Source organism: Pseudarthrobacter sp. BIM B-2242 (assembly GCF_014764445.1).
Classification (GTDB): domain Bacteria; phylum Actinomycetota; class Actinomycetes; order Actinomycetales; family Micrococcaceae; genus Arthrobacter; species Arthrobacter luteus_A.
Genome location: NZ_CP061721.1, coordinates 3,370,547 through 3,397,331 on the forward strand (window position 1 = coordinate 3,370,547; position 26,785 = coordinate 3,397,331).

Here is a 26,785-nt window from a genome sequence, read left to right on the forward strand (position 1 = left end):
CGCTGTCAGGCAGGTTGCTTGTGCAGGTGCACCCCGGCGGCCTCAGCCAGGATGCCCTCACAGCTGCGCACCACTACCCGGCACACATCCAGTACGGATCGGTCCGTCAGCGGATTCTCGGCCAGCAGCCGCCACCGGTGAAGGACGCGGTGGGCCTCCGCGCTGATCTCGTCCCGCGACGCCTCCGGCTCCAGGCCCAGCCTCAGATGGGCTGCCACGCCCTCACCGCCAACGATCCGCTCGGCCTCCACGGCCAGTTCGTGCTTCAGCGTGACCCCGGTGGTCCGCAGCGTGGCCAGCAGGCCCAGTTCCCTGAACTCGTGGGCGTTGATCTGGAGCCGTTCCAGTGCTGTGGCCAGGTGCCCCGTTCCGTCCCGGGGTGAGTTGCGGAGCAGGGTTTCCACCCCCACCAGGGCGGTGCGGGCCTTGAGTGCGTCCGCGCGTGCATGGAACTGGCCCGCCAGCATGGCCAGCAGCGGGTCCAGGCCGCTGCGCCTGGCCAGCTCGTGGGCCAGTGGCGTGGGGTCCGTAAAGCCTGCCCGGATCAGGACTACGGCCAGCCGGATTCCGAACAGTCCGAACCGCTCCAGCAGCTGCTTCCGTGCCTCGGCGGTGAGGCCGTCCGGAACGCCCGCCCGCAGAAACCTGTCCGCGGAGAGCAGCAGGCGCTCCCGTTCCGCCCGGTCCAAGGTGGAGAGAAGTGCCAGCGACTCGTAGTCGGACTGGCGCATGCTCCGGGCACTCTGGGCCAGCAGACCGGCCACCGGGACCACCCCCAATGCCAGCTTGCGCAGGCCGGGGTCCCGGCGGTACCGCTCTGCGATTTCTCCGGCCGAGAGCAGGGAATCGATCCGCCCGGCGCCGATTTCGTCGGCCCGGGACAAAACCGCCAGGGCGTTGACTGTTCCCGAACGGCCGGCCTCGGTGTCCTTGAAGGACTCCAGGAACCGCAGATCGGCGGCATGCATATGCCGCATCAGGTACACAATGGCGTCCGCTTCGGAGGGCGAGTCGGCAGGAGTGAGGAAATTGACGGACCGGGCAGAAACGTCGCCGGACAGGGAAGCGATGCCAGGGGTGTCGATCAGGGTGACGTTCCGCAGGCTTTCCGACGGCCATTCCACCACCAGTCGTTCCACGTCCTCCGCCCGGTCCCTGCCGAGATCGAAGACGAGGCGCCCGTTGCTTCGTCGCAGGGGAAGCGGGCGGGGTTCGCCCGCAACGGGATGGAGCATGATGCGGGGCGAGTGGGCGAACCGGTACCAGGTGACGATGCGGGTGCATTCACCGGTGTCCGTGGGGGCGATCTCCTCCCCGATGATGGCGTTGAGAAGGGTTGATTTTCCGGCTTTCACCATTCCGGCCACGGCGATCCGCAGAGGCTCCGACAACCTTGCGGCCCAGCCTTCCAGAGCCTCCACCGCAGCGGGGTCATCGCGGTAGGCGGCAAGCGCCTCCTGGATCAGGTCCGCTACTCCCGCGACCGTGGTCACCTTCATCCGGCTGCCACCACCGCCGGAGCCCGCCGCGGTACGGAAACAGCCCCGTGTGCCGGCTTGGAAGGCGCCTGCTCCTTCTCCGCCAGGGCCCTGGCAGCCTGCTGCAAGGTGTCCACCCGCTTGAGCTCGGCCTTGATGTCCCGGATGCGCGTGTCCTTTTCAAGCTTGTACGTCGTGGCTGCCTTCTGCGCCGCCGACACCGAATCCGAGAGCGAGCGGTGATGCTCCTCGGCGATTTCCGTGAAGTGGTCACGGGTGGACCGCTGGACCATCCGCAGCCTGTCCTTGAGCTGCTTTCCCACCTGGAAGACCACATCGTCCAACTGGCGGCGGACCAGGGCCTTGGCCTCTGACTGCCGGCGTTTGAGCCTGGCGTCCTTGTCCTCCCGGTAGGCCTTGCGCCCCAGCAGCAGCCCCGCGCCGACGGACAGCGGATTGATCAAAGCCATGCCGAAGATCCCTGTCAGGAGGCCGAACATCAGGACACCGCCATAGGATCCCCGCATGCCGATAAGGACTTTTTGCATCGGGTTGATGTGCCCGTCGTCGAGGCCGGGCATATCGTCCACGGGGTCCAGGGCATCCCCGGTATCGGAGACGCGCAGCACCGGAAGTGTTACCTCGTCCTCGGAGAAGTGCTCGGCAACCTGCGTTGCCAGCCACTGGGAGCGCTCGCTCGTCCAGACGAAGGTGTCCGAAATCGCGGCAGCGGTGCACTCTTCAAGCCATTTGGTGAACGCCGTCCATGTAGGGCCGGGATCGCCCTGATCAATGGCGTTCTCCGCATCGCGCTGGATCCGCCGCAAGCGGTCCCGCAGGTCGTATTCCATGTCGGCTATCAAATCGCCGATACCGTCGTTAAGGGTGATCTGCCACCGTGCCGAGCGTTTGCGGAGGTCGTCGGCCTCCAGTTTCGCCGCTTCAAGGCCGGCGATCATGGCCGGCGTCCCTGCCGGGTTCTCCAGGGCCGCCAGTTCCGCCTGCAGGGACAGGCGGAGGTTATCGGTCACGGAGACCAGGTCCTGGCTTACGGAGCGCCGCTGGATCCGCTCGGCCTTCCCCACGATTTCGTTCCGCAGATGGCCGATGAGGCCGGGGAAGCCCGATTCATTGTTCAGTTCCGCATCCTGGTGCCGTGCGGCCTCGAGCCGAAGGTCCGAGGACACGGGGAACAGCGGGATGTCGGCCGACACCTGGGCGAGGTGTCCGCGGTCCAGTTCAGCCACGCGGCGCCAATCCGGGTAAAGGTCCGTCTTGGACAACACTCCGACAACGCTTGGTGTGATGCGCATTGCCTGCCGGAGGAACCTTATTTCCGGCTCGGTGTATTCCTGGGACGCATCCGATACCAGCAGCATCGCGTCTGCGGTCGGCAATGCCGTCAAGGTGGTCAGCGTGTGGCTGGAGCCCATGCCGCCGACACCGGGGGAATCAACAACCGTCAGGCCGCCGGCCAGGACTTTGCGGGGCAGGAACACTTCCGCGGCCACCAGCTTCTTCGCGTTGCCGGGATTCCCGCGTTCGGAAACATAGGCGGCCAGGTCAGCGATGTTGATCGGCAGCCGTTCGAGTGGTTCGTCGTCACCGGGGTCCTTGTCTGCCCGGGGCAGGAGGACAGAAGCCGACGCCGGATCGCCGTGCCGGACAACCGTGGGCACCGAGGTGGCAATATCGTCGTCGACGGGGCAGACCGGCGCGTTGACCAAAGCGTTGATGAGTTTGCTTTTGCCTTGCTTGAACTCGCCCACCACTATCACCCGGATGCTGGGATCCTTCAGCCGTGAAAGGGTCTGGTCCAGGCGCTTCCGCAAGTCGGCCCGCTCACCCTCGCTGACGATGTCGATTGCCTGCTCAACGAGCCTGACCAGCTGCACTGAGGTCGCCGGCGCCGCTGGCTGGGGCGGGGCGGGAGATTCTGCCGCCGCTGCCGGAGCTCCTGATCGTTGCGTTTCAACCACAGCCAGTCCTTTGGTCAATTCTCGAAAATGGGACGTTAGGGTGAGCCGGGAAATGCCCGGCGGGAGGTTGGACTCCCGCCGGGCACTTCCTGGCTACCGCCTTAGTTAGTCGATTTCGTTGTCGTTCAGCGAATCAACCACCAGTACGTTGTCCTCGATGTCCACATCCGTGTTGATCGAGTTGTCGGAGTTGTCCTCGGTGAACTCGAGGGTGTTGTCCTCAACATTGACATCGGTGTAATCGATGTCGCCGACCGTCACAGACTCGTCAGTGGTGGTGGTGTTGTTGAAGTTCTCCAGGTCGTTCTCGGTGTTGGCGACATTCTCCAGGTTGTACTCGGTGTTTCCGACGTCCTCCACATCCACCTCGATGGACTCGTCGTTGTAGGAGCCGGTGGTCTCCTCGGAGTTGTCCACGCGGTTGTCCGAGTTGTCGTTCAGCGAGTCCTCGATATCAACGTCGATATCCGTCTCCGACGAGTTATCGGAGTTGTCGGAGTTGTCGGAGTTGTTGTTGTTGGAATCGTTGGTGGAGTTATCCGAGTTGTCGTTGAAGGATTCTTCAATGTCGACGTCAAGGTCGGTGTTGAAGGAATCCTCGATGTCCGTCTCTTCGTTTCCGATATTGACGTCGCCGCCTGCGCGGATGGAGTTATCCGTCGAATCGTCGTGCGAGTTGTCCGTGTTGTAGGAGTCCTCGATGTTGTTCGAATCCTCAATGTCGACGTCGTCGCCGGCAGCCACTGCACGGTCACCGGAGGCAACGACGGAGTCGTTGTCGAACCACTGCGTGACATCGCCATCGGCCCAGATGTTCTGGTTGACGGACTGGTCCGTGATGGTGTCGCGGTCATCCACCGTTGAGGTGTAGGAGTAGTTGTTCACTACATGGTGCAGCTGCTGGACGGCGTGTGCGTGGTCATCGTGGTCGTGGTCACCATGATCATGATCGTGGTCATGGTCGCGGCCGCCTCCGGCCGGAGGCGGGGTGTGGCCGCCGCCACTGACCTCGGAATCGTTCCCGCCGGTGTTGTATTCCCGGTCGAAGGACGAAGCATTAACGGTGATGGGAGCGAAGTCCAGGATGACGGGCATTGCGGCATCAACATCTGCTGAGCAGACCTTGTCGAGTCCGTGTTCCTCAAGGACCTTCTCCGGATCATCCAGGAATTCCTTCGCTGCCTCCTCATTACCGAAAAGGCTCATCAGGAACAGTACGAGGTCGTTTGCGAGTGTAGGCATTGGATGGTCCTCAAATCTTCTCTGAGTTATGGGTAGCCCGGCTTCCTTGCGGGGCCTGAATCAAACGTAAGGTCCTACCCCGGGACCGGGCATCGGGTCGTTTCCCCCTACCGGGCCGGCCCCTACGGGGGATGGGCCGGCCCGGGCGGTTAGGGGTACTAGGGATCATTCGCGCGGGGGTTCTTCCGGCCCAAGGGCCAGCCTCAGCCGCACCAGCAGGTCAGAGCGGTTTTCAGCCCCCAGCCGGCGGCGCATCCGGGCAATGTGGTGCTCGGCGGTACGCGGCGAGATATAGATTGCTTCCCCGATTTCCCGGTAGGTTTTTCCTTCCAGCACCAGCCTTGCCACTTCTTTTTCGCGTTCACTCAGCACGGACGCATCCGATGGCCGGGTGCCATTGCCCTGGTCAGCGTCGGGAACATTGTGGACTTCGGCCTGGACGGACGGTTTCGGCCCGCCTGAGCTCGACTGCGGGTGGAGGTCCCGGGCGCAGGAGAGCAGGCGGAGCATGTCTTTCCGCTCGTCTGCGCGGGCCGCGGCGTGCCCTGCCAGCCGGGCACCTTCCCAGGGCATCCCGACCGTGTTCAAGCCCCGGGCTGCCGCCTCGACGTCTGCCGGCTGGAATTTTCCGGCGAGGACCGAGACCCACGCTTTGCCGGCAGCCGCCAGCAGGGAGGCAAGGTGGCTGTGGTCCGCAGCGCGGGCAAGGGCTGCTGCATGGGGGCCCAGTGCGGCCGGACTTTCGTTCAACAGCGCCGCCTGCACGGCGGCCCAGTGGAATGGCACTGCCCAGAGCGGCGGCTCCCCCAGGTCCCGCAGAAGCTTCCACGCCTCATCGAAGTAGTGCGACACCCGCCGGGTTTCCCGCAGGCGGGCGGCGGTGATCATCAGTTCCCCCCACGGAAGGAGGCTGTACAGGTCCAGCGTGGTGTGCAGCATGGCTTCGCGGGCCCGTTCCCACGCCAGGACCAGGCCATGAACTTCGCCGCTCCGGCGCGCCAGGCCTACCTCCAAGGCAGCGCAGAGGAATTCGTCTCGCGGGACCAGCGGCCAGTGGTTGGCTTTGGAGGCTTCGTTGATGGCCAGCCTCGCTTCATCCGGATTGTCCTGTTGCATGGCGGACCATGCCTGGAGCAGGAACAGCCGTGGCTTGGCCGCATCGCCCCCCTGGCCCGCCGCCGCCGCGGCGCGCACAATCGTCTCTGCGAGATGGGGTTCGCCGCTGTGCAGTGCAACCAGCGCGGCCAAAGCCCCGGGCGTATCCGGAGCAGGCAGGGCTGCGCCCGAAGCGTTCAACATGTCTGAGGCGTGGATGAGAATCGGAAGCCCCTGATGCGGATCCCCAGCCAACGATTCCATGATGCCGTTGGCCATTTGGGCCTGCGCCACGGCCAGCGACGTGGGCGACGCGGGCGCAGATCCCTTCGGGAACATTGCCTCGGCACCTTCGCGGTCGCCGCTGCCGATCATCGCAACGGCGGCCGCCGGCCGGGACGGTCCCACCCTCTCCGGGCCAAGCCACGTGTACACATCGGCGCCGCGGGCCAGCATACCCCGCTGTGCCCACACTGCAGCAGAGACGTCCGCCCCCAGCCGGAGGTCCGGCGGATCAGGACACATCAGCAATCCGTCGATGATCCGGCTGGCAGAATCCAGGTCCCCGATGGCAAACGCTGCCTGGGCGCGGCGGGCCGCGGTGGCCAATTCATCCGCGCCGGCTAGGAGGGCCTCGTCGTAGAGCTGGGCGGCCAGTCCGGGATTGTGTTCCAGGGCCCGGTCCCCGGCCTTTTCAAGGTCGGCTGCGACGCGGGGGTCGGCCAATCCAGTGCGTGCCAGTTGGCGCGCGAGTTCGCCGAGGGGACGCCCGTCCGCAGCGAAGCAGCCCACAAGTTCGCGCTGCAGTGCGTGAACCCGCGGCGTCGGGGTGGACGACAGGAGAGCGTGCTGGACGGTTCCCATCACTGTGCCGTCAGGATTCAGAAGCCCGGATGATTCCGCCCGGGCGACCAGGGAGTTAAGGCTCTCCCCTTCCCCGTCTGCCATCCGGCGGGACAATTCCCCGGGCAGCGGTCCGGGAAGTGTGAACCCGACGGACAAAGCCAGCAGAAGCTCCCGTAGCACGGCGTCCTCGCCACGGAGCTGTGCAGCAGTGTGCTGGGGGTTGGCGGGCAATGACGATTCCGTTGCCGGCGTGGCCTGATGTCTCATCATGGATCACCCTGCCGGAACGATGGTCGGATCGGGTGTCGGCTCTGCGGTCTGCGCAACGGTCTGCGTAGCCGTTGGTTCCGGTTCGGGCGCGGGCGGCGCAGACGGGGTCGGCGCAGGCTCGGCACTTGGCTCCGGCGTCACAGGCGTATCCGTGGGCGGCGGCGGATCAGTTGACGGCGGCGGGGTGGGCGTCGTCGGTGGCTCCGTTGGCGGCGGGGTGGCAGTCGTCGGCGGCGTCGTCGGTTCCTGCGTCGCCGGAGGAGGATCCGTTGGCGCAGGCGTGACCGGGGCCGTCGTCGAAGGCGGAGGGATCGTGGTGTCGGGTGTTGTCCCGGCGGGAGTTCCCGGTACGGCCGCCGCCGGCGTTGGTTCAGTCTTTGTCCCCTGCCCGTCGGGGGTGGACGCCGGGGCCGCGGCGTCCGGCGTGGTGCCGGCAGGCGATGACGCTGCGGGGGACGGCTTGCTGCTGGGTGACGCCGCCGCTTCGAGTCCTGCTGAACTGCCAATTGTGTCCGCAGGCTTCTTCGCGCTGGCCTCAATGCCACTCGCGGGATCCTGTACCGCGTCCGCAGAACCTCCGGGCGCCGCCGCCACGCCGTTGCCGCCGCCTGGAGAGGCGTCGGCCGGCGCGGCTGGCGGTGCGAACATCGCGGTGAGGTTTCCCAGCCCCTCCGGGCTTTGCGCGGCAGTGGCGGTCAGGATGGTGAACAGGGCAGCCCCTGCCGCCACCGCTGTCAGCCGGATGGCGGGACGCGGAGCATGTGCCCCCGCCTTCGCACCATGCCGGCGGCCCGCGGCAACTCCCCTGGCACCGTCGCCTGCGGCGGCCGTGCCGGCCAAAGAGCCAAACCCGGGTTTCCGGGACCAGCTGGCGCGGCGGTCAGCGTTGTGCGGCTCATCCGCCAGGTCTGCTGGAGCCGGGATCGCAGGAACCGTGCCGGCAACAGCGTCAGCGGGGCCGGCTGCGGACGCCGCAGCGGCCCGGAGCGCGGCGACGGCCGCGCCGAGGCAAATGGAAGACTTGGGGTCTGCATCTACGGCGATAGGCCGGTCCAGCTGTTCGGAGATCAGCTGCGCCACCAACGGAATCCGTGAAGAACCGCCAATCAGGAGCACCGCGGACAGGTCAGCAGGCTCCAGCCCGAGCTGCTCCAGCGAACGTTCCAGCGCATCCACGGTTTCGCGGATGGGCTCCTCGATCATGGCCTCGAACTCTGAGCGGACCAGCCGGACCTGCTGCTGCATGCCGGGCAGGAAGACGGAGATGTTCGCCTCGCTGTCGGCCGAGAGTGCCTCCTTGGCCTCCACACATTCACGCTTCAGCCTGGCCAGTGCGGCCAGGGCGCCGGGGTCCTCCGGGTCAAGGGCTGCCAGCGCCTCCCCGGTATGCGAGGCAACGTACCGGAGCACGGCAGCGTCAAAGTCGGCGCCGCCCAGCCCCTCAATGCCGTCCGGGCTGCCCAGGAAGTCGAAGCGGCCGTTGCCGGCCTTCTTCAGGATGGCTGTGTCGAACGTCCCGCCGCCCAGATCGTAGACGGCAATAGTGCTGCCGTCCTCCACGCGAACCTGGGAGGCGTAGTGCAGTGCCGCCGCTTCCGGTTCGCTGATGAGCGTAACGTTGTTCAGTCCTTTGGCAGCGAGGGCTGCCAGGACCGCGGTGGTCCGGTGTCCGCCCCAGGCTGCGGGGTGCGTGATGATGATTTCCGACGGCGGGGCGCCCTCGCGTTCTTCGGCCCGGTCGGCGACCCAGCGGGCCATCGTGGCAAAGATGTCCTCTGCGGGCAGGGCTAATGTACCGACTGCGATGGGGACGCTGTCACCGATGCGGCGTTTGAACTCGCGCACAACCCTGGCGGGAACATCCAGGCCGCGGCGTTCGGCTGCCTCCCCCACCAGGACGGGGCCCTCTTCAGGGTAGTAGACCACTGAGGGGACTGCTGTTCCGCGGAGGCCCAAGGGCAGGCTCTCAGGAACAGGCTGGTCGTTTTTGGCAATCGCGGCGGCGGTGAAACTGGTCCCGACATCAACGGCGAGGACATAGCTCATGGGTACCTCGGAAAAACGCAGCTGGCCGTCTGCAAGCTTCATCACAGACGAGCTTCCACCAAGGTAGCATCACCGTCTGCCGGGCGACACCCTTATTCGTACATCGATTAGCGTATTACGCCGGAGGCTGGCGACCGATCCGACGAAACCGCTGATCAGAGCCCTGAATACGAGTGCAGGCCGTTAAAGAACTGGTTCACGATGGTGAAGTTGAAGACGACACAAAGGTAGCCAACAATCGACAGCCATGCTGCGCGGGTTCCGGTCCAGCCGCGTGTGGCACGGGCATGGAGGTAGCCGGCGTAGACCACCCAGATCACAAACGTCCAGACTTCCTTGGTGTCCCAGCCCCAGAACCGGCCCCAGGCCTTTTCGGCCCAGATGGCCCCGAACATCAGGGTGAACGTCCAGCCGATGAAGGCGATGGCGTTGATCCGGTAGGACAGGTTTTCGAGGCTCAGGGCTGAGGGCACCAGGCGCATAAAGCCAAGCTTGTCTGCGCCGCCGGCCGCGATGGTCTTTTGCCGGTGGGACTGGACCAGCTGCAGGGCGGACATGGCGAACGTGAGCGTAAACAGGGCCGAGGAGAGCACGGCGATGGAGACGTGGATGATCAGCCAGTAGCTTTGCAGCGCCGGGACCAGGTGGCCCACGGGCGTCCAGTAGGCCACCGACGCGGCGACCAGCATAACGATCGCCAACCCGACGACAAATGTCCCCAGGAACCTCAGGTCGCGACGGATCAGCACCAGCAGGAAGACGGCCACCGCCACGAACGCGCCTGTGGTGAGGAACTCGTACATGTTGCCCCACGGCACGCGGCCGGCGCCGAGGGCGCGCGTGACCACTCCGCCGCCGTGGATCAGGGCACCCAGGACGGTGAGGGCGACGGCTACCCGTGCAGGGACGCGGCGTTCAGCCGCGTAGCGCATGTCGGCGTCGGCCGTCAGCCCCGCTCCCGAGGCAGTTCCGGCTTTCGCCGCGGACGACGACGGGCGCTCGGCCCGTCCGGCCGGTCCGGCCAGGTGCGAATCCACGCGGTCCGCTGCCGCGGCTGATGCGCCGACTCCCGCCGCCACCGGAACCTTGGCACCGGCCGCACCGGCCGTACCGGCAGCCTCGGCGGCCTTCAGGTCAATGGCACGCAGGGCCTTGCTGCTTCTGGCCAGGTCCCAGGCGAAGGCGATGAACGCCACGGTGTAGGTGCCGGCGGCGAGCAGCATCAGCAGTTCGCTGTATGCGCCCATGGTTTCGTTGATCACGACAGGCATTACTGGTCCTTTGTGGGTCCGGCGGAGCCGGTGGGGGTGGTGACGGAGTCTGCGCCATTATCGCCCTGGCGGCTGGGAGTTTGCTGGGTGGAACCGGAATCGTCAAGGTCCCATTCCTCGGCGAGAAGCTTCCGGATAGCCTGCGCTTCCCCGGCCAGGCGGTGGTCCTCGCCACGGGCAAGGAGGCCATATTCCACCATTGTCCGGCCGTCGTCGTGGGTTCCGGTGCGGATCCAGACGCGGCGGCGGTTGACGTAGAGCGAAACGATGAGCCCGGCCACCGCAAGCAGGGCGAAAATGAGGGCGTAGAGCTGGCCGGGGTTGTGGTGGATGTCCACACCCACGTACCGCTTCACGCTGTCAAAGCTGATGCTGCCCTTGCCGTCGGGCAGGGTGTAGGTGCTGCCCGGGGCCAGGGTGATGCCGCCGGCCTCCAGGTTGCGGTTGTTCAACGGTGTCAGGTCCGCCACGTCAAGTTCAAAGACGTTCTGCGGTGACCCGTTGTCCAGGCCGAGGTCCCCGAAGTAGGAGTTCAGGGTCAGCTGCGGGTTGAAGAGGTCCGGATCGCCGCTGAAGGAAATGCCCTCGTCGGTGATAAACGCGGTGGGGAGGAAGAAGCCCACAAAACCCAGCTGGTCCGGCTTGGCATCGGGGACCTTGATGACCACCGACGAGTAGTAGTTCTCGCCTTGCAGCTTCGCCACCACGGGGCCCTGCATCGCCACGTTGCCGGCGCCGTCGCGGATGGTCACCACGGGCGCGTAGCCATTGCCCGTGAGGTAGATGCTGGTGCCGCCCAGGGTCACCGGTTCGTTGACCTTGAGGACCTCCTGCTTCGCGGGCGCGTCCGGGGTTTCCCGGGTGGTGACTTCGGCGTTGAAATCGATGGGCTGGCCGAACTTGCCCGGGGACTCGCGGTCGAACACAACGTCGAACTTGTCCAGCTGGATGGAGTACGGCTGCAGCTGGCTGGACTGGAAGTTGGTGCCGGGGGTGAACTGGTCATAGCCCACCAGGGTGTTGACGAACGTATCGCCCTCCACCAGGATGCGCTGGCCGCTGTAGCCGAACAGGCCGCCGATGGCCACGGACACCAGCACGCCGATCAGCGAGGTGTGGAACACCAGGTTCCCTACCTCCTTGGCGAAGCCGCGCTCGGCCCCCAAAGACGGCCGCGCGCCGTCGTCGTCCCTCACCTCAACGCGGTAACCGCGCTTCCGGAGCAGCCCGGCGGCGCTGTTAATAGCGTCCGACGCCGGGAAGTTGGCGCTGGCGGGAACCACCAGGGTGCCGTACTCGGGGAGGCGGGAGAGCCGCTTGGGGGTCCGCGGCGGCTGGGAGCGCATGGCCTTGTAGTGCGCAATGGCGCGCGGAACCACGCAGCCGATCAGGGAGATAAAGAGCAGGATGTAGATGGCCGAGAACCAGGCCGAGGAGCAGACGTCGAAGAGCTGGAGGGTGTCCAGCAGTTCACCGTATTCCGCGTTGTCCTTGATGTACTGCGTGACGACGAAGGGGTTGGCCGGGCGCTGCGGGAACAGCGAACCCGGCACCGCGGCAACAGCCAGCAGGAGCAGGAGGAACAGCGCCGTGCGCATGCTGGTTAGCTGCGTCCAGGCCCACCGCAGCATCCCGAGCGGCCCCAGGACGGGCAGGGCCGCGTCTGCCTTGGCAGCAGCAACCGGGGCCGGGGACTTCTTGTTTGCTTTCACTCGCTCGCTCATCAGATTGGTAACTTCACGTCGGTTTGGAACCAGTACTGCAGTTCGGTGACCCAGGTGCCCCAGACGCCGCTGGCCATCAGCAGGCCCAGCACCACCAGGATGCCGCCGCCGATCCGCTGGATGGCAAGGCGGTGCTGGCGGAAGAAGGACATCACGCCCATGCCGCGGCGGACGGCCAGGGCAATCAGCAGGAACGGGATGCCCAGGCCCAGGCTGTACACGAACGCCAGGAGGGCGCCTTTGGCGGCGGAGGACCCGCCGGACAGGCTCAGGAGCTGGACGGCCGAGTAGGTGGGGCCGATGCACGGCGCCCAGCCAAGGCCGAAGGTGAGCCCCAGCAGCGGCGCTCCCCAGAGACCGGCCGGCGGCTTGGCGTGGATCTTGGCGTCACGCTGCAGCCAGCCGAATCCGCCCATAAAGACCACGCCCATGATGATCACCAGGATGCCCAGGAGCTGGGTGATCCAGGCGTTCTGGGAACCCGTGATGAGGGTGCCTAACTGGCCGAAGGCACCGCCCAGCAACACAAAAATGACCGAGAAACCCAGCACAAAAAGCCCGATCCCGGCGAACATCCGCCCGCGCTTCTGCTTCTGTAGGTCCACCCCGCTCAGGCCGGTGACGTAGCCCAGGTACCCGGGCACCAGGGGCAGCACGCACGGGGACAGGAAGGACACCAGGCCGGCGAGCAGTGCCACCGGAATGGCAAGCAGCAGCGAGCCGTTCAGGATGGTTTCGGCGAAGGGACTGTTCACGGTGGGCGGCCGCTACTCTGCCACTGCGGCGGCAATGAGGGCTTTGAGGGTGCCCTTTTGGATTTCGCCCAGCACGCGGGAGGCTACCCGGCCCTGCTTGTCCAGGACCAGCGTGGTGGGGACCGCCCCCGGCGGGACAATGCCGGAGACGGCCAGGAGCACGCCGCCGTTCTTGTCATCGAAACTGGGGTAAGTCAGGTTGAAGGTCTTGTCGAAGGCCTCAGCGGTGGCTTTTTCGTCGCGGAGGTTAACGCCAAAGAACTGCACGCCCTGGTCCTTGAACTCCTGATGGAGTTCTTCCAGGATGGGCGCCTCCACCCGGCACGGGGCACAGGCGGCGAACCAGAAGTTCAGGACGGTCACCTTGCCCTGGAAGTTTTCGGGCGTGACTGTGGTGCCGTTAAAGAGGGTGCCGTTGACGGCGACGGCTGACTTGCGGTCAGCGGCGGTGAATTCCGTCACCGAGCCGTCTCCGGCGATGTAGTTCTTGTTGTCGCCGGCTTTGGCCTGCTTGGCGAGGGCATCCTCCTGGGCGCAGGCGGAGAGCCCCAGGACGAGGAACGCTGCGCCGCCGGCGGTGAGCAGGGCGCGTCGGGAGGTGGTGGGGTTAAAGGTCACGGTCAGGCCCCCGGGGTGGTGGCGGCACCGGGAAGAAGGGCGGCAGCGGGCTCGCTGTACTCAACGCGCAGGAGGGAGCCGTCGTCGTCGAATACCAGGGAGGTGATTGACGTCAGCGTGCACTCGCGTTTGCGCGGGTCATGCCACAGAGGGCGGCCCTCGGCGCTCAGGCGCGTGGCCCAGATGGGCAGCTGATGGCTGACCATGATGGCTTCGGGGCCGCTGGTTCCATAGTCACCGGCGGCCAGTTCGATGGCCCGCAGCCGGGCATCCTCGACGGCGGTCCGGACGCGGGCAGCCTGCGCCTTGTAGGGCTCGCCCCAGGACGGCCGCAGCGGGTTGACCAGGTGCGGCCAGTGCTTGGGCTTGCGGAGTTCGGCCTTGGTGACCTTCATGCCCTGGAAATAGTTCTCAGCCTCGATGATGCGCTCGTCCGTGTGGACCTCGAGGCGCAGCGCCTCGGCAGTGGGGGCGGCGGTTTCCTGGGCCCGGACCAGCGGCGACGCTGCCAGATAAGTGATCCGGGCGCCATGGGCGGCGCGCTCGGCGAAGTGCTCGGCGAGGGTCTGCGCCATTTCCCGGCCCAGCTCGGAGAGGTGGAATTCGGGCAGCCTGCCGTACAGAACGCCGTCGGGATTATGGACCTCGCCGTGGCGGAGCAGATGGACAGTGGCTTGGGGCATGTTTACCAGTTTCTCAAAGATGGCGTGCGATCCGAAATCTTCTACATTCCGTAGAACTGAAACTCTGGGAAAAAAGTTCCTGAACACGGAACAAAACATGCAAATGCATGCTTATACTCGGTACAGCGGATGGTTGATACTTCAATAGCTGAAGCGTCAAGCTGTCCGGCAGGACCACCCGACAAACATTAAGGAAAACACCATGACTCTTCCCGCAGACGTCACCACCGGCACCTGGACCCTCGACAACTCGCACAGCGAAATCGGCTTCACCGTCCGCCATGCCGGCATCAGCAAGGTCCGCGGCCAGTTCAAGGATGCGGCCGCAACCCTGGACCTCGCCGAAAACGTGGCCGATTCCAAAATCAGCGCCACCATCCAGACCGCAAGCTTCGACTCCGGCGACGCCAACCGCGACGGGCACGTCCGCGGCGAAGACTTCTTCGACGTCGAGAAGTTCCCGGAAATCTCTTTTGTCTCCAACGGCCTCGTGGCCGCAGGCGACGGCTACGAACTGACCGGCGACCTCACCATCAAGGGCATCACCCGCCAGGTTTCCCTCGAGACCGAGTTCAATGGCGTGGCCGTTGACCCGTTCGGCATGACCCGCGCCGGCGTTTCCGCCGAAACCACCATCAGCCGCAAGGACTTCGGCCTGACCTGGAACGCTGTGCTCGACGCCGGCGGCGTCCTGGTCAGCGACAAGGTTGCCATCAACCTTGAACTGGCATTCATCGCTCCCGCTGCATAGTTCTTCCCACGCTGAGCCCGGCTGCCGGATCCCCAAGGGGGTCTGCGGCCGGGCTCAGTACGTTAACCCCAACTAGGTAGCGCTAACTGTCGTTTTGACGGCTCAAAACGACAGTTAGCGCTACTTAGTTGGGGCGCAGTGGGCGCGGGGTGCGGGTCCACTCATTCCTGCGTTGCGCATGCCGACGTGTCCCCCGGAAGGCCGCCTCCGTTCCCGGCGAGTTTGCCCCGATTCTCCTAGAGAACCGGGAATTCGCCGTCTACAGTGAGAGCCATGAGCAACCCCAGTGACACACCGCCGCCTCAGCCCGGTGACCAGCCGCCCGTCGGCAACGTTCCGCCCACCGGCTACCAGCCGCCGCAGGGATACCCGGCTCCGCAAACGCACCAGCCGCCAGGCCAGCCCTATCCCCCACAGGGCCAGAGCTACCAGCAGCCTGGCCAGCCGGGCGCCTTCCAGTTCCAGATGCCAACCGACGGTCCGCGCAACTTCAACGATGTGATGCCGAAGGGCGGGCTCTCGGGGATGTTCAGCGTGGCCGGGCTTCCCATGGAACTCAAGGTCTCGTACTGGATCTGGCTCATCGGCGGCATGCTGGGTGTGCTCGGCACGTTTTTCGGTCTGCTTGCTGCTCTGGCTGTTTTCACAGTGGCCCCCGCCCTGGCGGCCATCGTTCTCGTCCTGGTCCTGGTTGCCCTCGCCCTTGCCGTGGCTCAGATCGTCCTCGCTTTGAAGATGAAGGAGGGAAAGGAATGGGCCCGCCTGGCACTCACCATCGTTGCGGGCGTCTCATTGATCCTGGCGGTCATCGGCGGCAGCTTCGGTGAAGGCATCGGCAATAACTGGTTCGGCTTCCTGATCAGCGCCGCGGCGACCGTACTCATGTGGCTTCCCAACTCGCAGGCCTGGTTCAACGCTTCCAAAGGCCGCTGACCAGCCCGTTTCCACCATGATTCCGCTTGGCCGGGAGGGCGCGAATACCTCTCTGGTATGACCCGTCCCGGCACCGGCAGGGGTACGGTTGGAAGTAAGCCGTACTGGGGGCAGGGCCAGTGGACTGCACCCAGCAGCCGAACTGACTTCCGACCTGCAAAGGACCGCTCATGAGCACACCCGTCCCGCCTCCCGTCCCGAACGAACCCGAGCCAGGCAACCAGCCCCAGGCACCCCGCTACGGCGGGAACGGCCCGCAGTCCGGGCAGCCCGTTCCGCCGGCGCCGCAGTACGGCCAAAACTCCCCGCAGCAGCCGCAGTACGGCCAGAACTCACCACAGCCGCAATTCGGCCAAAACGCACCGCAGTACGGCCAAAACTCACCGCAGGCACCACAGCAGCCCTACGGCCAGAATCCACCCCAGTTCGGGCAACCTACGCCGCCGGCCTATGGCCAGCAGCCGTACGGGCAGTCCCCCTACGCCCAGTACCCTTCTGAGCAGCCGCAGGCCACCGGAGCCAAGGGCGTTCCCCAGCTGGTCAACATTTCGTTCTGGCTCCTGATCGCTGCGGCTGCACTCTTTGTCATCACCCTGCTTGTGGGCATCGGCATGCTCGATGACCCGATCATGCGTGACGCGTTCGAAGATGCCATGCGCAGCAGCGGCGCCACCGGCACGGAGTTCAACTTCGAGGACTTCAGGAGCGTCTTCGCCGGAACGCTGGTGGTCGTGGCAATCCTCGGTGCGGGAATGTACTTGCTGGTGGCCTTCTTCATCCGCAAGGGTAAGAACTGGGCCAGGATCCTGGGAACCGTATTCGCGGCGCTGTCCATAACCAGCCTTTTCCAGGTGCCGAACCTCGGGACTTTGGGAACCGTGGCTGGAATCGCAGCGATCGTTCTGCTGTACCTGCCGTCCACCGCTCCGTATTTCCGCAAGCAGCAGCCGTTCGCCAACCCCTACAGCTCGCCGGGCAACCCCTACGGCCAGTAGGTCCCGGCCAAGCCAGACACGACGGGCGTGGACCCCGCCAGCCGCCGAACAGAACCTAGGCGGTTTGGTCCGGGGCCTGCGCCCGTTGCGCGTGATACGCCAGGATCTGAAGTTCGGTGGCCATGTCCACCTTGCGCAGGTTGACTCCGGCGGGGACCTGCAGCATGACCGGAGCGAAGCTCAGGATGCTGTGGACACCGGCCGCAACGACGCGGTCGCAGATTGCCTGTGCCACGGCGGCCGGCAGCGCCAGGACCACCATATTGGCGCCCGTCCGCTCGAGTACTGTTTCGAGGTCGGCAACGTCGCTGACGCGCAGCCAGCCCACCTCGTTGCCCACCACCATCTGGTCGGCGTCGAAGATTGCCACAACGTCAAAGCCGCGGGACTCGAAACCGCCGTAACGGGCCAGCGCCTTGCCCAGGTTGCCGGCGCCGACGATGGCCACCTTCCAATCATGGGTCAGCCCGAGGGCCGCGGAGATGTGGCGGCTAAGGTACTGCACTTCATAGCCAACCCCGCGCGTGCCATACGAGCCAACATAGGACAGGTCCTTGCGCAGTGTTGAAGAACTCACGCCCGACGCTTCCGCCAGGGACTCCGAGGACACGCGCTCCACACTGTCTGCGAGCAGTGTGTTCAGGGCGCGCAGATAGATGGTCAGCCGTGCCACGGCGGCGGGCGGAATCTGCTTGGCGATTTCCCCGGTCGGGGAAACGCCCGCACCTTCTACGGCATGGGGGGATGAATCCAGTGAACTCACTATCCCCTCCGTTGCCTCGCGTTGTGACTCCACTCTAGAGCCCCGCGGCTGGTGTCAACAAAGCCAGCGACATTTTTGGCAATCGGTTGTCTACTGGGCCATGGCACGCTGGAGGACACGCTCAAGCCGGGTTTCATCAATTTGCCAAAAGTCACGCTGGATGCCGTCCACCAGCACCACGGGAATTTCCTCCGCGTACCGCTCACGCAGTTCCGGTAGTTCATCAACCCGCTGTTCCGTCCACCTGAGTCCCAGCGAGGCGGTAACCCGTTCGACGGCGTCGCGCGCGTCTGCGCACAGGTGACAGTCTGCTTTGGTGATGAGGACTACCTCCGGTTTTGCCATGCTTTAACCGTATCGCCCTTTGGGTGCTGCCAGCGCTGCGGGCAGGGTCGCCGGCGCCTGCTGAAATGTTCGGCGCCGAGTATTGACTAGACTCGTGGAATGCCCGAGGAGAAGTACGTCGCTGTGATCACCAAGCCGGATGCGGTGATGCAGACCGGCGAAGCGGCCTTCTTTGACGTTGACAACACCCTAATGAAGGGCGCCAGCCTCTTCCACGTGGCCCGTAAGATGCACCAGCGGGGCGCCTTCACGCTGACCCAGGCGGCCGGATTCGCCTGGAAGCAATTCAAGTTCGTGACGCGCGGCGAGAACATGGACGATGTCCATGCAGTACGCGATTCGGCCCTCACCCTCGCGGCCGGCATCACGGTGGACGACATCAAGGCCCTGGGCGAAGAAGTGTACGACGAGATGATCGCCTCCAGGATCTGGCCAGGAGCCAAGGCACTGGCGCAGCAGCACCTACGCGTGGGCCGGCGGGTCTGGCTTGTCACGGCCACCCCCATCGAAGTTGCCGCAGTCATCGCAACCCGACTGGGACTCACCGGAGCGCTGGGCACTGTGGGCGAGATTGCGGACGGCATGTACACCGGCCGGCTGGTGGGTGACATCCTGCACGGCTCCGCGAAAGCAGTGGCAGTCCAGGAACTGGCCGATGCCGAGGGCCTGGACCTGAAACGGTGCTGGGCGTACAGCGACTCCTACAATGACATCCCGCTGCTGACCCTCGTGGGTCACCCGGTGGCCATCAATCCCGATGCCCGGCTCCGCAGCCACGCGCGCGACCACAATTGGCCGGTCTACGACTTCCGCTCCGGCCGCCGCGCCGCCACCCTGGGCCTCAAGGCGGCAACGGCCGGCGGCGTGGTCTACGGACTGTGGAAGGGCTTCGCCCGCATCCGCGGCCCCCGGGCATAACTGCGGCCCCCGGGCATAACCGCCGTCGCGACTGTCGCCGTCGGCGTTTCACCGTCTTTTGCACACAAAAATGCCCGCTGCCGGGGAGGCAACGGGCATTTCACACAGTTCGAAGTATCTCTACTTCTTATTGCGGCGCTGGTGACGCGTTTTGCGAAGCAGCTTGCGGTGCTTCTTCTTGGCCATACGCTTGCGACGCTTCTTAATAACTGAACCCACGAAAGTTCCTCACAAACTAGATGTAGTACCTGTCTGATGGAAGTGGTCCGTGAGCAGAGCTACAGACTGAAACAACTGACAGATTCTTACAATGACGTAAAACAATCCTTAACAGGGTACCGCTTTCTGGCGTCGACCACCGACCGCAGTCCATCCTCGGGCCGAATCATCGGTTGGAACGCCAGGTTGTCACGCGGTTTCGGTGTGACCGTCCACCACCGCACCCTTGAGATACTGCTCGACGGCGTTCTCAGGCACTCTGTATGAGCGACCGAAACGCACCGCGGGCATTTCACCTGAATGAACCAGCCGATAGACGGTCATTTTGGAGACGCGCATGACCTGGGCCACTTCGGCCACGGTCAGGAACTTCGCGTTCGAGAAGTTCTGTTCTGCAGACATTTCCCTATTCCTTTGCTGACGGATGACTACTAACCCCAGCGTGTTCCATTGCGGTGTGCCGATGCTGAGCCATCCACCAACCATGTGATAGATACTCTAGAGGTTCATGGGGCTGTAGTGAAAGTCATTTCCGGCAATCACTGTGCAGTACGGCGTTTCCGCGCGGACGCTGCGAGCTGGTTGAGGACCGATGCTGACACATCCCACTCCATGCATGCATCCGTTACGCTCTGCCCGTACACGAGCGCGGAGGTTCCCGCGGCGTGCTCGGCGACATCCAGGTTCTGCGCCCCGCCTACGAGGAAGCTTTCGAGCATCACGCCGGCGATGGCCTGGGCAGCCGGGCCGCCCTCCTCAAGCTGGGCGCCGATTTCGAGCGCAACTTCAGCCTGCCGGTGATGGCTCTTGCCGCTGTTGGCGTGGCTCGCGTCCACGATCAGCCGGGGGTTCAGTCCCTTGCCGGCCAGCAAGGCGGAAGCGCTTTCGACGTCGGCTGCTGAGTAATTGGGCCCCTTGCGTCCGCCGCGGAGAATGACGTGCGTGTCCGGGTTGCCTGCAGTGGCCACCAGCGCGGCGCGGCCGTCACCGTCGATCCCCAGGAAAGCCTGCGCTGCCGCGGCGGCACCGCACGCGTCAATCGCAACCTGGAGGCCGCCGTCGGTACCGTTCTTGAAGCCGATGGGCATGGACAGCCCGGACGCCAACTGGCGATGGATCTGGCTCTCGGTGGTGCGAGCACCGATGGCACCCCAGGAGATCAGGTCCGCCATGTACTGCGGGCTGATGGGCTCCAGGAACTCTGTTGCGGTGGGCAGGCCGAGTGCGGTGACCTGCTGCAGGAACTGCCGGGCAGCGCGGAGGCCGGTTTCCATGTCGTGGCTGCCGTCCAGGCGGGGATCGTTGATGAGGCCCTTCCAGCCCACCGTGGTGCGCGGCTTTTCGAAGTAGGCCCGCATGACAATCAGCAGGTCTTCCTTGTGCCTCTCGGCCTGGCTGACGAGCCGGCGGGCGTATTCCAGGCCGGCCTTTGGGTCGTGGATGGAGCAGGGGCCAACGATAACCAGCAGCCGGTCGTCCACGCCGTCCATGATGGCGCGGACCTCATCGCGGCCGCGTTCGACGACGTCAGTCACCCGGTCATCCAGCGGCAACTCGGCGATGAGCTCGGCGGGCGTGGGCAGCGCAGTGAATTCGCTGACGCGCAGGTTGGATGTGGATTTAGCGGGAGTTGCTGTTGCGGGGCTCATGCTCGGGGTCCTGTTCCAGATAGGAAGCGGGCCCAGATCAGAACCCGCCGGAGAAATGGCGAAGGGCAGAGAATGATCTCTGCCCTGTTGGCTCTGAAGGAAGTTGGATGCGTGTCAGTTAGACGCGGGCTCCTCCAGAGCCAACGAAAAATACGCATACCAACGGTTAGTCATAGGGAGACCATAACCGGACGATTTGGCCCGTGCAAAATCGGCGGCGTCACACACCGCAATCCGCCCCTCCCCAAGTAGGTAGCGCTATCTGTCGTTATGAGCGCTCAAAACGACAGATAGCGCTACCTAGTTGGGCCGGGAAACGGGTACGCGCCGGATGGTCAGCCGAGGAGCTTGCGGAGGTACTGCAGCTGCCGGATCCAGTGGTGCTCCTGGCCGCCCTCGTGGTTGTTGAACCGGTAGACCTCGATCTCCTTGGCGGCCCCGGTTCCGTAGGCATTGAAGCTGGCGAACACGGTGGACGGCGGGCAGACATCGTCCATCAAAGCCACCGAGTAAAGCGCCGGGGCGGTGGCCGCCCGGGCAAGGTTGACGCCGTCGAAATAGTTCAGCACCGCCAGCATCGGCTCGTACCGGTCGCGGTGCCGGCCCAGGAAGGCCGCGATTTCCGGATAGGGGCCGCGCGGTGCGATGTCGATGGACCGGGGAAAGTCCTGAAGGAACGGGACATCGGGCAGCGCGGCGATGACGCCGTCGAGTCTTCCGGCCGCCAGTCCGGCCACCGCCACCACGATGCCGCCGCCCTGGCTGATTCCGGCCAGGACCACGCGCGACGGATCCACCTCCGGGTGGGCTTGCGCCGCCTCCACAGCACGGAACGCGTCGACATACACGCGCCGGTAATAATAGTCCTCGCGATTGGCTGCGCCCCGGGTCATGAGTCCGGCATAGGCGACGTCACCGGCGGACGGGTGAGGGTCCGGAGTATCGCCCGTGATCCCGCCGTATCCCTGGCCCCGCGTGTCCATGATGAACTGCGCATAGCCGGCCTGTGCCCATCGAGTGTCCTGGTTGACCAGACCGCGACCGCCTGAATATCCGATGTACTGCACGACGACGGGCAGCCGGCTCCCGGCCGGACGGTTTGCCGGGAGGTGCAGCCAGCCTTTGATCGGTGCGCCGCCGTAGCCGGGGAACCTGACGTCGAAGGTGTCGATGACGGTCAGGTGGTTCTCTACCGGCTCGAACGTCGCGGTGAGCGGAAAGGTCCTGGCTTCCCGGATGGTGGCGTCCCAGAAGTCCTGCAGGTCCGGAGGCGGTGCGACGGAGGACGTGTAGCCGCGGAGCTGCTCAAGCGGGAGGTCAAAGAGGGGCATGGTGCTGTCCGGTCCTTACTCGTCTGGATACCTTCGGAGATCCTATGTCATACAAATCACCCGCGGCACCCGCTGGCCTGCCAACCCCGGCGAGTCACAACCGGGACAGCTGCTGCGGCGTGAAGGTCCGGAGGCCCGCCGACGCCGCCGCCAGGCGCCGCAGATCCGCTAGTCCCCCGCTAACCTTCCCGGCAGCCCGTGCCTGGATGAGGATGTTGCCGAGCGCGGTGGCTTCGACGGGTCCTGCGATGACGCGTTTGCCGATGGCATCGGCAGTGAGCTGGCAGAGCAGCTTGTTTTGTGAGCCGCCGCCGACGATGTGGACGACATTCACCGTGCGGTCTGACAGTCGCTCCGCTTCTGCCAGGGTGCGGGCGTAGCCGGCGGCGAGGCTGTCCATGATGCACCGGGTGATCGCTGCGGGGTCATCGGGCAGGATGTCCCCGGTGTGGCGGACGGCGCCGCGGATGCGGTCTGGCATGTTGTCCGGGGCAATGAAGTAGGAGTCGTCGGGGTTGATCTGCGGCCCCCCCGGGGGTAGTGCCGCAGCCGCTGACAGCAGTTTGGGGAGGTCCGGGGTGAAGCCTTCCGCGGTCCAGGTACGTTGGCATTCACTGAGCAGCCAGAGCCCGCCCATGTTGCGCAGGTAGCGGATGGTGCCGTCCACACCGCGTTCGTTGGTGAAGTTCGCCGTCCGGCTGGCTTCGGTCAGGACCGGGTGCTTCAGTTCGAGCCCCACCAGGGACCAGGTGCCGGAGGAGATGTAGGCGAAGTTCTCCTCGCTGCCCTCAGATGTCACGGCGGGAACGGCGGCGACGGCGGAGGCGGTGTCGTGCGAGCCGACGGCCACTACCTTGGTTGCGTGGGCCAGGCCGGTCCGCGCGGCGATGTCCGGCAGCAGGGTCCCGACGGTTTCGCCGGGCTCGATCAGCGGCGGGAACACGTCCTTGGGCAGGCCCAGGGCGGTGAGGAACTCGGTGGCCCACTCCCCCGCGACGGCGTCGAACAGTCCCGTGGTGGAGGCATTAGTGGATTCCGTCCGGCGGACTCCGGTAAGCAGGAACGCGATCAGGTCCGGGATGAGCAACGCCTGCAGACCCTCCAGGTCCGGTTCGGTGGCGAGCTGGTAGATGGTGTTGAACTGCAGGAACTGCAGCCCCGTGGTGCCGTAGAGCCGCGCAGGGTCCAGTTTCTGGTGCACCGGGGCGACGGCGGCGCGGCTACGGTCATCCCGGTAGCTGTACGGCTGCGCTGTCAGTTGCCCGGCCGTGGTGACCAGGCCGTAGTCCACCGCCCAGGTGTCGATCCCGATGCTGGTAATGGTCTCGCCGCGCTCCCCGGCCGCGCGGGCCGCGGCAGCGAGCCCGGTGAGGACCTCGGCGAACAGGGCGTCGAAGTCCCAGCGGAGACCGCCGTCGAGCTCCACCACCCCGTTGGGGAACCGGTGCACGGTCTCCAGCTCCACGGCGTGTTCCCCGGTGCTTCCCTTGTCACCGATCCGGCCGAGGATGACCCGGCCGGAGGACGCACCGATGTCGACGGCGGCGAACACGCCGCCATCGACACCCGCCTGTGCATGGGTTGCGCCGGTGTTCATCGGAGGAAGGCTGCTGCCACGCCGGCGTCCACGGGGATGTGGAGTCCGGTGGTGTGGGACAGTTCGGCGCTGGTCAGGACCGCGGCGGCGTTGGCCACGTGCTCGGGCAGGACTTCGCGTTTGAGCAGGGTGCGCTGGGCATAGTACTTGCCCAGTTCCTGCTCGTCCACGCCGTAGACTGCGGCGCGTTTGGCGCCCCAACCGCCGGCGAAGATCCCGGATCCGCGGACTACGCCGTCGGGGTTGATGCCGTTCACGCGGATGCCGTACTCGCCGAGCTCGGCCGCGAGGAGCCGGACCTGGTGGGCCTGGTCTGCCTTGGTAGCGGAGTAGGCGATGTTGTTCGGGCCCGCGAAGACGGAGTTCTTGGAGGAGATGTAGATAATGTCCCCGCCCATATCCTGTCCGATCATGACCTTCGCTGCGGCCTTGGCCACCAGGAACGAGCCCTTGGCCATCACGTTGTGCTGCAGGTCCCAGTCCTTCTCGGTGGTGTCCAGCAGCGGCTTGGAAATGGACAGTCCGGCGTTGTTGACCACCAGATCCAGCCCGCCGAACGCCAGCACAGCCGCGTCGATCGCGGCGGCAACCTGGACTTCGTCGGTCACGTCAGCCTGGACACCGATGGCGACGTCGGGTCCGCCCAGTTCCGCGGCGACCTTTTCCGCGTTTTCAAGGTTCAGGTCCGCAATGACCACGCACGCGCCGTCGGACGCCAGCCGGGTGGCGATCGCCTTGCCGATCCCGGAGGCGGCACCGGTGACCAGCGCGATGCGGGTGGCGTGGGACTTGGGCTTGGGCAGCCGGGCGAGCTTGGCTTCCTCGAGAGACCAGTATTCGATCCGGAACTTCTCGGCTTCCTCGATCGGGGCGTAGGTGGAGATCGCCTCGGCGCCGCGCATCACGTTGATCGCGTTGAGGTAGAACTCACCGGCGACACGGGCGGTCTGCTTGTTCGCCCCGAACGAGAACATGCCCACGCCCGGGACCAGGACGATGGCCGGGTCCGCGCCGCGAAGGGCCGGGGAATCGGCGTCGGCGTGCCGGTCGTAGTAGGCCTGGTAATCCGCCCGGTACGCGGTGTGGAGTTCCTTCAGCCGGGCGATCGAGTCCTCGATGGACGCGTCGGCGGGCAGGTCCAGGATCAGCGGCTTGACCTTGGTGCGCAGGAAGTGGTCCGGGCAGGACGTGCCCAGGGCGCCCAGGCGGGGGTGTTCGGCGGCTGCGAGGAAGTCCAGGACGACGGCGTCATCGCTGAAGTGCCCCAGAACCGGTTTGTCGGTGGAGGCCAGGCCGCGGATCACCGGGGCGAGGGCGGCGGCCTTCGCGCGGCGCTCCGCCACCGGCAGGGCGCCATAGCCGGGCAGTTCGGGGCCGAACGGCTGCAGGCGGCCGTTGTCGCGGATGTACTTTTCGGCTTGTTCGATGATCCAGAGGGAGTTGGCTTCGGCTTCTTCGGACGTGGCGCCCCAGGCGGTGATGCCGTGGCCGCCGAGGATGGTCCCGATGGCCTGCGGGTTGGCCTCCTTGATCGCGGCGATGTCCAGGCCCAGCTGGAACCCGGGCCGGCGCCACGGCACCCACACCACCTTGTCACCGAAGATCTTGGTGGTCAGGGCCTCCCCGTCCACCGCGGTGGCAATCGCGATCCCGGAATCCGGGTGCAGGTGGTCCACGTGTGCGGCGTCCACCAGGCCGTGCATGGCGGTATCGATCGAGGGGGCGGCGCCGCCCTTGCCGTGCAGGCAGTAATCAAAAGCGGCCACCATCTCATCTTCACGATGCACACCGGGGTAGACGTTCTTCAGCGCGTTCAACCGGTCCAGGCGCAGTACCGCGAGGTTCTGTGCCGTCAGCGTGCCGAGGTCCCCGCCGGAGCCCTTCACCCAGAGGAGCTGGAGGTCCTCGCCGGTCACCGGGTCCTTCGCGGTGCCCTTGGCCGAGGTGTTGCCGCCGGCGAAGTTGGTGTTGCGCTTGTCCGCACCCAGGCGGTTGGAACGGGAAATCAGGTCTTCAACAGTCTTGTTGTTGCTCATGCTCTTAGGCGCCCCATCCGGCTTGCTGGCCGCCTGCGCGGTCCTCGTTGATCTGTTTCTGGTAACCGCTGGCCTTGAACGCGGCCATCGGGTCCGCGGGCAGGCCGCGCTCTTCACGCCAGTCGGCCAGGAGGGGCCGGACGTCTGTGTAGAAGGCATCGTTGAAGATGCCGTTCGCGGCCAGGACATCGCCGGCACGCTGCGCCTCACCCAATGCAGTGGTGTCCACCAGCATGGCCCGGGCCGTCATTTCCTGGACGTTCAGGACCGACCGGATCTGGCCCGGAATCTTCTCCTCCAGGTTGTGGCACTGATCCAGCATGAGCGCCACACCGGATTCCTTCCCGAAGCCTCCGCCGCGGATGACCTCGTACATGATGCGGAACAGCTGGAACGGATCCGCCGCACCCACAATCAGGTCATCGTCCGCGTAGAAACGGGAATTGAAATCAAAAGAGCCCAGCTTGCCCAGGCGCAGCAGCTGCATCACGATGAACTCGATGTTGGTGCCCGGCGCGTGGTGGCCGGTGTCCAGGCACACAAACGCCTTCTCACCCAGCGCCAGCGTCTGCGCGTAGGACGTACCCCAGTCCGGAACATCGGTGTGATAGAAAGCCGGCTCGAAGAACTTGTACTCCAACACCAGACGATGGTCCTCGCCCAGGCCCGCGTAGATCTCCTGCAGCGACTCAGCCAAACGGTCCTGCCGTCCACGCATATCGTCCTGGCCCGGGTAGTTAGTGCCGTCCGCCAGCCAGATCTTCAGATCCTTCGAACCGGTAGCGTGCATAATCTCAATGCAGTCCAGGTGATGCGCGATGGCCCGGCGCCGCACAGCCTCATTCGAGGACGTCAGCGAGCCGAACTTGTACTCGTCATCCTGGAACGTGTTGGAGTTGATGGTGCCCAAACCGACGCCGAGGCCCGCCGCGTAGTCCTTCAGGGCCGCGTAGTCATCCACCCTGTCCCACGGAATGTGCAGGGCCACGGTGGGGGCCAACCCGGTCAGCTCATGGACCTTGGCCGCGTCCGCGATCTTCTCCTGCACCGTTCGGGGGGTGCCCGGCGTGCCAAACACCTTAAACCGAGTGCCTGAATTTCCATACGCCCACGAAGGGACCTCGATGGCAAGCTCCCCGAGCCTGCCCAGCGCCGTTGCTACGTCATTCATGATGTGTTCTTTCAGTCTGTGGTTCTGCGGTCGATAACCGCTGTGGTTAAGAAGCTGTGGTCTGTAACTG

23 protein-coding genes are annotated in these 26,785 nt (G+C 65.4%); 4 read left to right on the top strand and 19 right to left on the bottom strand.

The annotated features are described in order from the left end of the window. Nucleotides 1–5 precede the first annotated feature (5 nt). The 10 genes from IDT60_RS15585 to IDT60_RS15630 form a co-directional block, all read right to left on the bottom strand. Nucleotides 6–1,499 (bottom strand): dynamin family protein, encoded by a 1,494-nt coding sequence (locus tag IDT60_RS15585; protein ID WP_191079733.1) that lies wholly within the window; start codon nucleotides 1,497–1,499, stop codon nucleotides 6–8. After that, the gene (locus IDT60_RS15590) at nucleotides 1,496–3,373 is read right to left on the bottom strand and encodes a dynamin family protein (protein WP_191081976.1); all 1,878 of its coding nucleotides are present in this window, start codon (nucleotides 3,371–3,373) and stop codon (nucleotides 1,496–1,498) included. Before IDT60_RS15590 ends, IDT60_RS15585 begins: the two co-directional genes overlap by 4 nt. Before the next feature lie 189 nt (nucleotides 3,374–3,562). Then, the gene (locus IDT60_RS15595; protein WP_191079734.1) at nucleotides 3,563–4,699 is read right to left on the bottom strand and encodes an IniB N-terminal domain-containing protein; all 1,137 of its coding nucleotides are present in this window, start codon (nucleotides 4,697–4,699) and stop codon (nucleotides 3,563–3,565) included. 165 nt (nucleotides 4,700–4,864) lie between these two features. Further along, entirely contained in the window at nucleotides 4,865–6,907 is a 2,043-nt protein-coding gene (locus tag IDT60_RS15600; protein ID WP_223883994.1) for a LuxR C-terminal-related transcriptional regulator, read from the bottom strand. A 6-nt stretch (nucleotides 6,908–6,913) separates the two neighbouring features. Further along, nucleotides 6,914–8,956 carry an Hsp70 family protein gene (locus IDT60_RS15605; protein ID WP_191081977.1) on the bottom strand — a complete coding sequence of 681 codons (2,043 nt, stop codon included), beginning with the start codon at nucleotides 8,954–8,956 and terminating at the stop codon, nucleotides 6,914–6,916. A gap of 155 nt (nucleotides 8,957–9,111) precedes the next feature. Further along, entirely contained in the window at nucleotides 9,112–10,227 is a 1,116-nt protein-coding gene (ccsB, locus tag IDT60_RS15610; protein WP_191079736.1) for a c-type cytochrome biogenesis protein CcsB, read from the bottom strand. Further along, on the bottom strand, nucleotides 10,227–11,951 hold the full coding sequence (locus tag IDT60_RS15615) for a cytochrome c biogenesis protein ResB (protein WP_191079737.1): 1,725 nt from the start codon (nucleotides 11,949–11,951) through the stop codon (nucleotides 10,227–10,229). The genes ccsB and IDT60_RS15615 overlap by 1 nt, the downstream gene beginning before the upstream one ends. Beyond that, complete coding sequence (locus IDT60_RS15620; protein ID WP_164205260.1) at nucleotides 11,951–12,706, bottom strand: cytochrome c biogenesis CcdA family protein; 756 nt, start codon at nucleotides 12,704–12,706, stop codon at nucleotides 11,951–11,953. Before IDT60_RS15620 ends, IDT60_RS15615 begins: the two co-directional genes overlap by 1 nt. A 12-nt stretch (nucleotides 12,707–12,718) precedes the next feature. Beyond that, nucleotides 12,719–13,324 (bottom strand): TlpA disulfide reductase family protein, encoded by a 606-nt coding sequence (locus IDT60_RS15625; protein WP_191079738.1) that lies wholly within the window; start codon nucleotides 13,322–13,324, stop codon nucleotides 12,719–12,721. A 2-nt stretch (nucleotides 13,325–13,326) separates the two neighbouring features. Beyond that, on the bottom strand, nucleotides 13,327–14,007 hold the full coding sequence (locus tag IDT60_RS15630) for a histidine phosphatase family protein (protein WP_191079739.1): 681 nt from the start codon (nucleotides 14,005–14,007) through the stop codon (nucleotides 13,327–13,329). A 202-nt stretch (nucleotides 14,008–14,209) separates the two neighbouring features. On the opposite strand from IDT60_RS15630, the gene IDT60_RS15635 reads away from it, so the two are divergent. The 3 genes from IDT60_RS15635 to IDT60_RS15645 all read left to right on the top strand — a co-directional run bounded on the left by IDT60_RS15635 (nucleotide 14,210) and on the right by IDT60_RS15645 (nucleotide 16,686). Further along, nucleotides 14,210–14,758 carry a YceI family protein gene (locus tag IDT60_RS15635; RefSeq protein WP_191079740.1) on the top strand — a complete coding sequence of 183 codons (549 nt, stop codon included), beginning with the start codon at nucleotides 14,210–14,212 and terminating at the stop codon, nucleotides 14,756–14,758. Nucleotides 14,759–15,031: 273 nt separating this feature from the next. Beyond that, nucleotides 15,032–15,691: a hypothetical protein gene (locus tag IDT60_RS15640; RefSeq protein ID WP_223883749.1), complete on the top strand. Its 660-nt coding sequence runs from the start codon at nucleotides 15,032–15,034 to the stop codon at nucleotides 15,689–15,691. Between the two features lie 170 nt (nucleotides 15,692–15,861). Beyond that, on the top strand, nucleotides 15,862–16,686 hold the full coding sequence (locus tag IDT60_RS15645) for a Yip1 family protein (protein ID WP_191079741.1): 825 nt from the start codon (nucleotides 15,862–15,864) through the stop codon (nucleotides 16,684–16,686). Between the two features lie 55 nt (nucleotides 16,687–16,741). Here the strand turns inward: IDT60_RS15645 and IDT60_RS15650 are convergent, their stop codons facing one another. Together IDT60_RS15650 and IDT60_RS15655 are read right to left on the bottom strand one after the other, a co-directional pair. Next, nucleotides 16,742–17,449 (bottom strand): redox-sensing transcriptional repressor Rex, encoded by a 708-nt coding sequence (locus tag IDT60_RS15650; protein WP_191079742.1) that lies wholly within the window; start codon nucleotides 17,447–17,449, stop codon nucleotides 16,742–16,744. Between the two features lie 90 nt (nucleotides 17,450–17,539). Then, entirely contained in the window at nucleotides 17,540–17,794 is a 255-nt protein-coding gene (locus tag IDT60_RS15655; protein WP_191079743.1) for a glutaredoxin family protein, read from the bottom strand. A 99-nt stretch (nucleotides 17,795–17,893) separates the two neighbouring features. Between IDT60_RS15655 and IDT60_RS15660 the strand changes: the two genes are divergently transcribed. Beyond that, a complete protein-coding gene (locus tag IDT60_RS15660; RefSeq protein WP_191079744.1) occupies nucleotides 17,894–18,712 on the top strand; it encodes an HAD family phosphatase in 819 nt (272 codons plus the stop codon). 120 nt (nucleotides 18,713–18,832) lie between these two features. Here IDT60_RS15660 and IDT60_RS15665 read toward each other — a convergent pair whose 3' ends face one another. The 7 genes from IDT60_RS15665 to rhaI all read right to left on the bottom strand — a co-directional run bounded on the left by IDT60_RS15665 (nucleotide 18,833) and on the right by rhaI (nucleotide 26,715). Next, on the bottom strand, nucleotides 18,833–18,931 hold the full coding sequence (locus tag IDT60_RS15665) for a 30S ribosomal protein bS22 (RefSeq protein WP_003792170.1): 99 nt from the start codon (nucleotides 18,929–18,931) through the stop codon (nucleotides 18,833–18,835). 189 nt (nucleotides 18,932–19,120) lie between these two features. Further along, entirely contained in the window at nucleotides 19,121–19,333 is a 213-nt protein-coding gene (locus IDT60_RS15670) for a helix-turn-helix domain-containing protein (RefSeq protein WP_164205247.1), read from the bottom strand. A gap of 137 nt (nucleotides 19,334–19,470) precedes the next feature. Continuing rightward, nucleotides 19,471–20,580, bottom strand: a complete 1,110-nt coding sequence (locus IDT60_RS15675) for a 3-deoxy-7-phosphoheptulonate synthase (protein ID WP_191079745.1) — start codon at nucleotides 20,578–20,580, stop codon at nucleotides 19,471–19,473. Nucleotides 20,581–20,915: 335 nt separating this feature from the next. Then, the gene (locus IDT60_RS15680) at nucleotides 20,916–21,911 is read right to left on the bottom strand and encodes an acetylxylan esterase (protein ID WP_191079746.1); all 996 of its coding nucleotides are present in this window, start codon (nucleotides 21,909–21,911) and stop codon (nucleotides 20,916–20,918) included. 94 nt (nucleotides 21,912–22,005) lie between these two features. Continuing rightward, on the bottom strand, nucleotides 22,006–23,508 hold the full coding sequence (locus tag IDT60_RS15685) for a rhamnulokinase family protein (RefSeq protein WP_191079747.1): 1,503 nt from the start codon (nucleotides 23,506–23,508) through the stop codon (nucleotides 22,006–22,008). After that, nucleotides 23,505–25,544 (bottom strand): bifunctional aldolase/short-chain dehydrogenase, encoded by a 2,040-nt coding sequence (locus IDT60_RS15690; protein WP_191079748.1) that lies wholly within the window; start codon nucleotides 25,542–25,544, stop codon nucleotides 23,505–23,507. Before IDT60_RS15690 ends, IDT60_RS15685 begins: the two co-directional genes overlap by 4 nt. Before the next feature lie 4 nt (nucleotides 25,545–25,548). Beyond that, on the bottom strand, nucleotides 25,549–26,715 hold the full coding sequence (rhaI, locus tag IDT60_RS15695) for an L-rhamnose isomerase (RefSeq protein WP_191079749.1): 1,167 nt from the start codon (nucleotides 26,713–26,715) through the stop codon (nucleotides 25,549–25,551). Between the last annotated feature and the right edge of the window lie 70 nt (nucleotides 26,716–26,785).

Bases quoted from the DNA above. Each gene is read 5' to 3' on its own strand.
- IDT60_RS15680 (WP_191079746.1), bottom strand. From the start codon at position 21,911: ATGCCCCTCTTTGACCTCCCGCTTGAGCAGCTCCGCGGCTACACGTCC.
- IDT60_RS15630 (WP_191079739.1), bottom strand. From the start codon at position 14,007: ATGCCCCAAGCCACTGTCCATCTGCTCCGCCACGGCGAGGTCCATAAT.
- IDT60_RS15690 (WP_191079748.1), bottom strand. From the start codon at position 25,544: ATGAGCAACAACAAGACTGTTGAAGACCTGATTTCCCGTTCCAACCGC.
- IDT60_RS15670 (WP_164205247.1), bottom strand. From the start codon at position 19,333: ATGTCTGCAGAACAGAACTTCTCGAACGCGAAGTTCCTGACCGTGGCC.
- IDT60_RS15635 (WP_191079740.1), top strand. From the start codon at position 14,210: ATGACTCTTCCCGCAGACGTCACCACCGGCACCTGGACCCTCGACAAC.
- ccsB (WP_191079736.1), bottom strand. From the start codon at position 10,227: ATGCCTGTCGTGATCAACGAAACCATGGGCGCATACAGCGAACTGCTG.
- IDT60_RS15640 (WP_223883749.1), top strand. From the start codon at position 15,032: ATGAGCAACCCCAGTGACACACCGCCGCCTCAGCCCGGTGACCAGCCG.
- IDT60_RS15600 (WP_223883994.1), bottom strand. From the start codon at position 6,907: ATGAGACATCAGGCCACGCCGGCAACGGAATCGTCATTGCCCGCCAAC.
- IDT60_RS15585 (WP_191079733.1), bottom strand. From the start codon at position 1,499: ATGAAGGTGACCACGGTCGCGGGAGTAGCGGACCTGATCCAGGAGGCG.
- IDT60_RS15685 (WP_191079747.1), bottom strand. From the start codon at position 23,508: ATGAACACCGGCGCAACCCATGCACAGGCGGGTGTCGATGGCGGCGTG.
- rhaI (WP_191079749.1), bottom strand. From the start codon at position 26,715: ATGAATGACGTAGCAACGGCGCTGGGCAGGCTCGGGGAGCTTGCCATC.
- IDT60_RS15645 (WP_191079741.1), top strand. From the start codon at position 15,862: ATGAGCACACCCGTCCCGCCTCCCGTCCCGAACGAACCCGAGCCAGGC.
- IDT60_RS15660 (WP_191079744.1), top strand. From the start codon at position 17,894: ATGCCCGAGGAGAAGTACGTCGCTGTGATCACCAAGCCGGATGCGGTG.
- IDT60_RS15605 (WP_191081977.1), bottom strand. From the start codon at position 8,956: ATGAGCTATGTCCTCGCCGTTGATGTCGGGACCAGTTTCACCGCCGCC.
- IDT60_RS15595 (WP_191079734.1), bottom strand. From the start codon at position 4,699: ATGCCTACACTCGCAAACGACCTCGTACTGTTCCTGATGAGCCTTTTC.
- IDT60_RS15615 (WP_191079737.1), bottom strand. From the start codon at position 11,951: ATGAGCGAGCGAGTGAAAGCAAACAAGAAGTCCCCGGCCCCGGTTGCT.
- IDT60_RS15675 (WP_191079745.1), bottom strand. From the start codon at position 20,580: ATGAGCCCCGCAACAGCAACTCCCGCTAAATCCACATCCAACCTGCGC.
- IDT60_RS15655 (WP_191079743.1), bottom strand. From the start codon at position 17,794: ATGGCAAAACCGGAGGTAGTCCTCATCACCAAAGCAGACTGTCACCTG.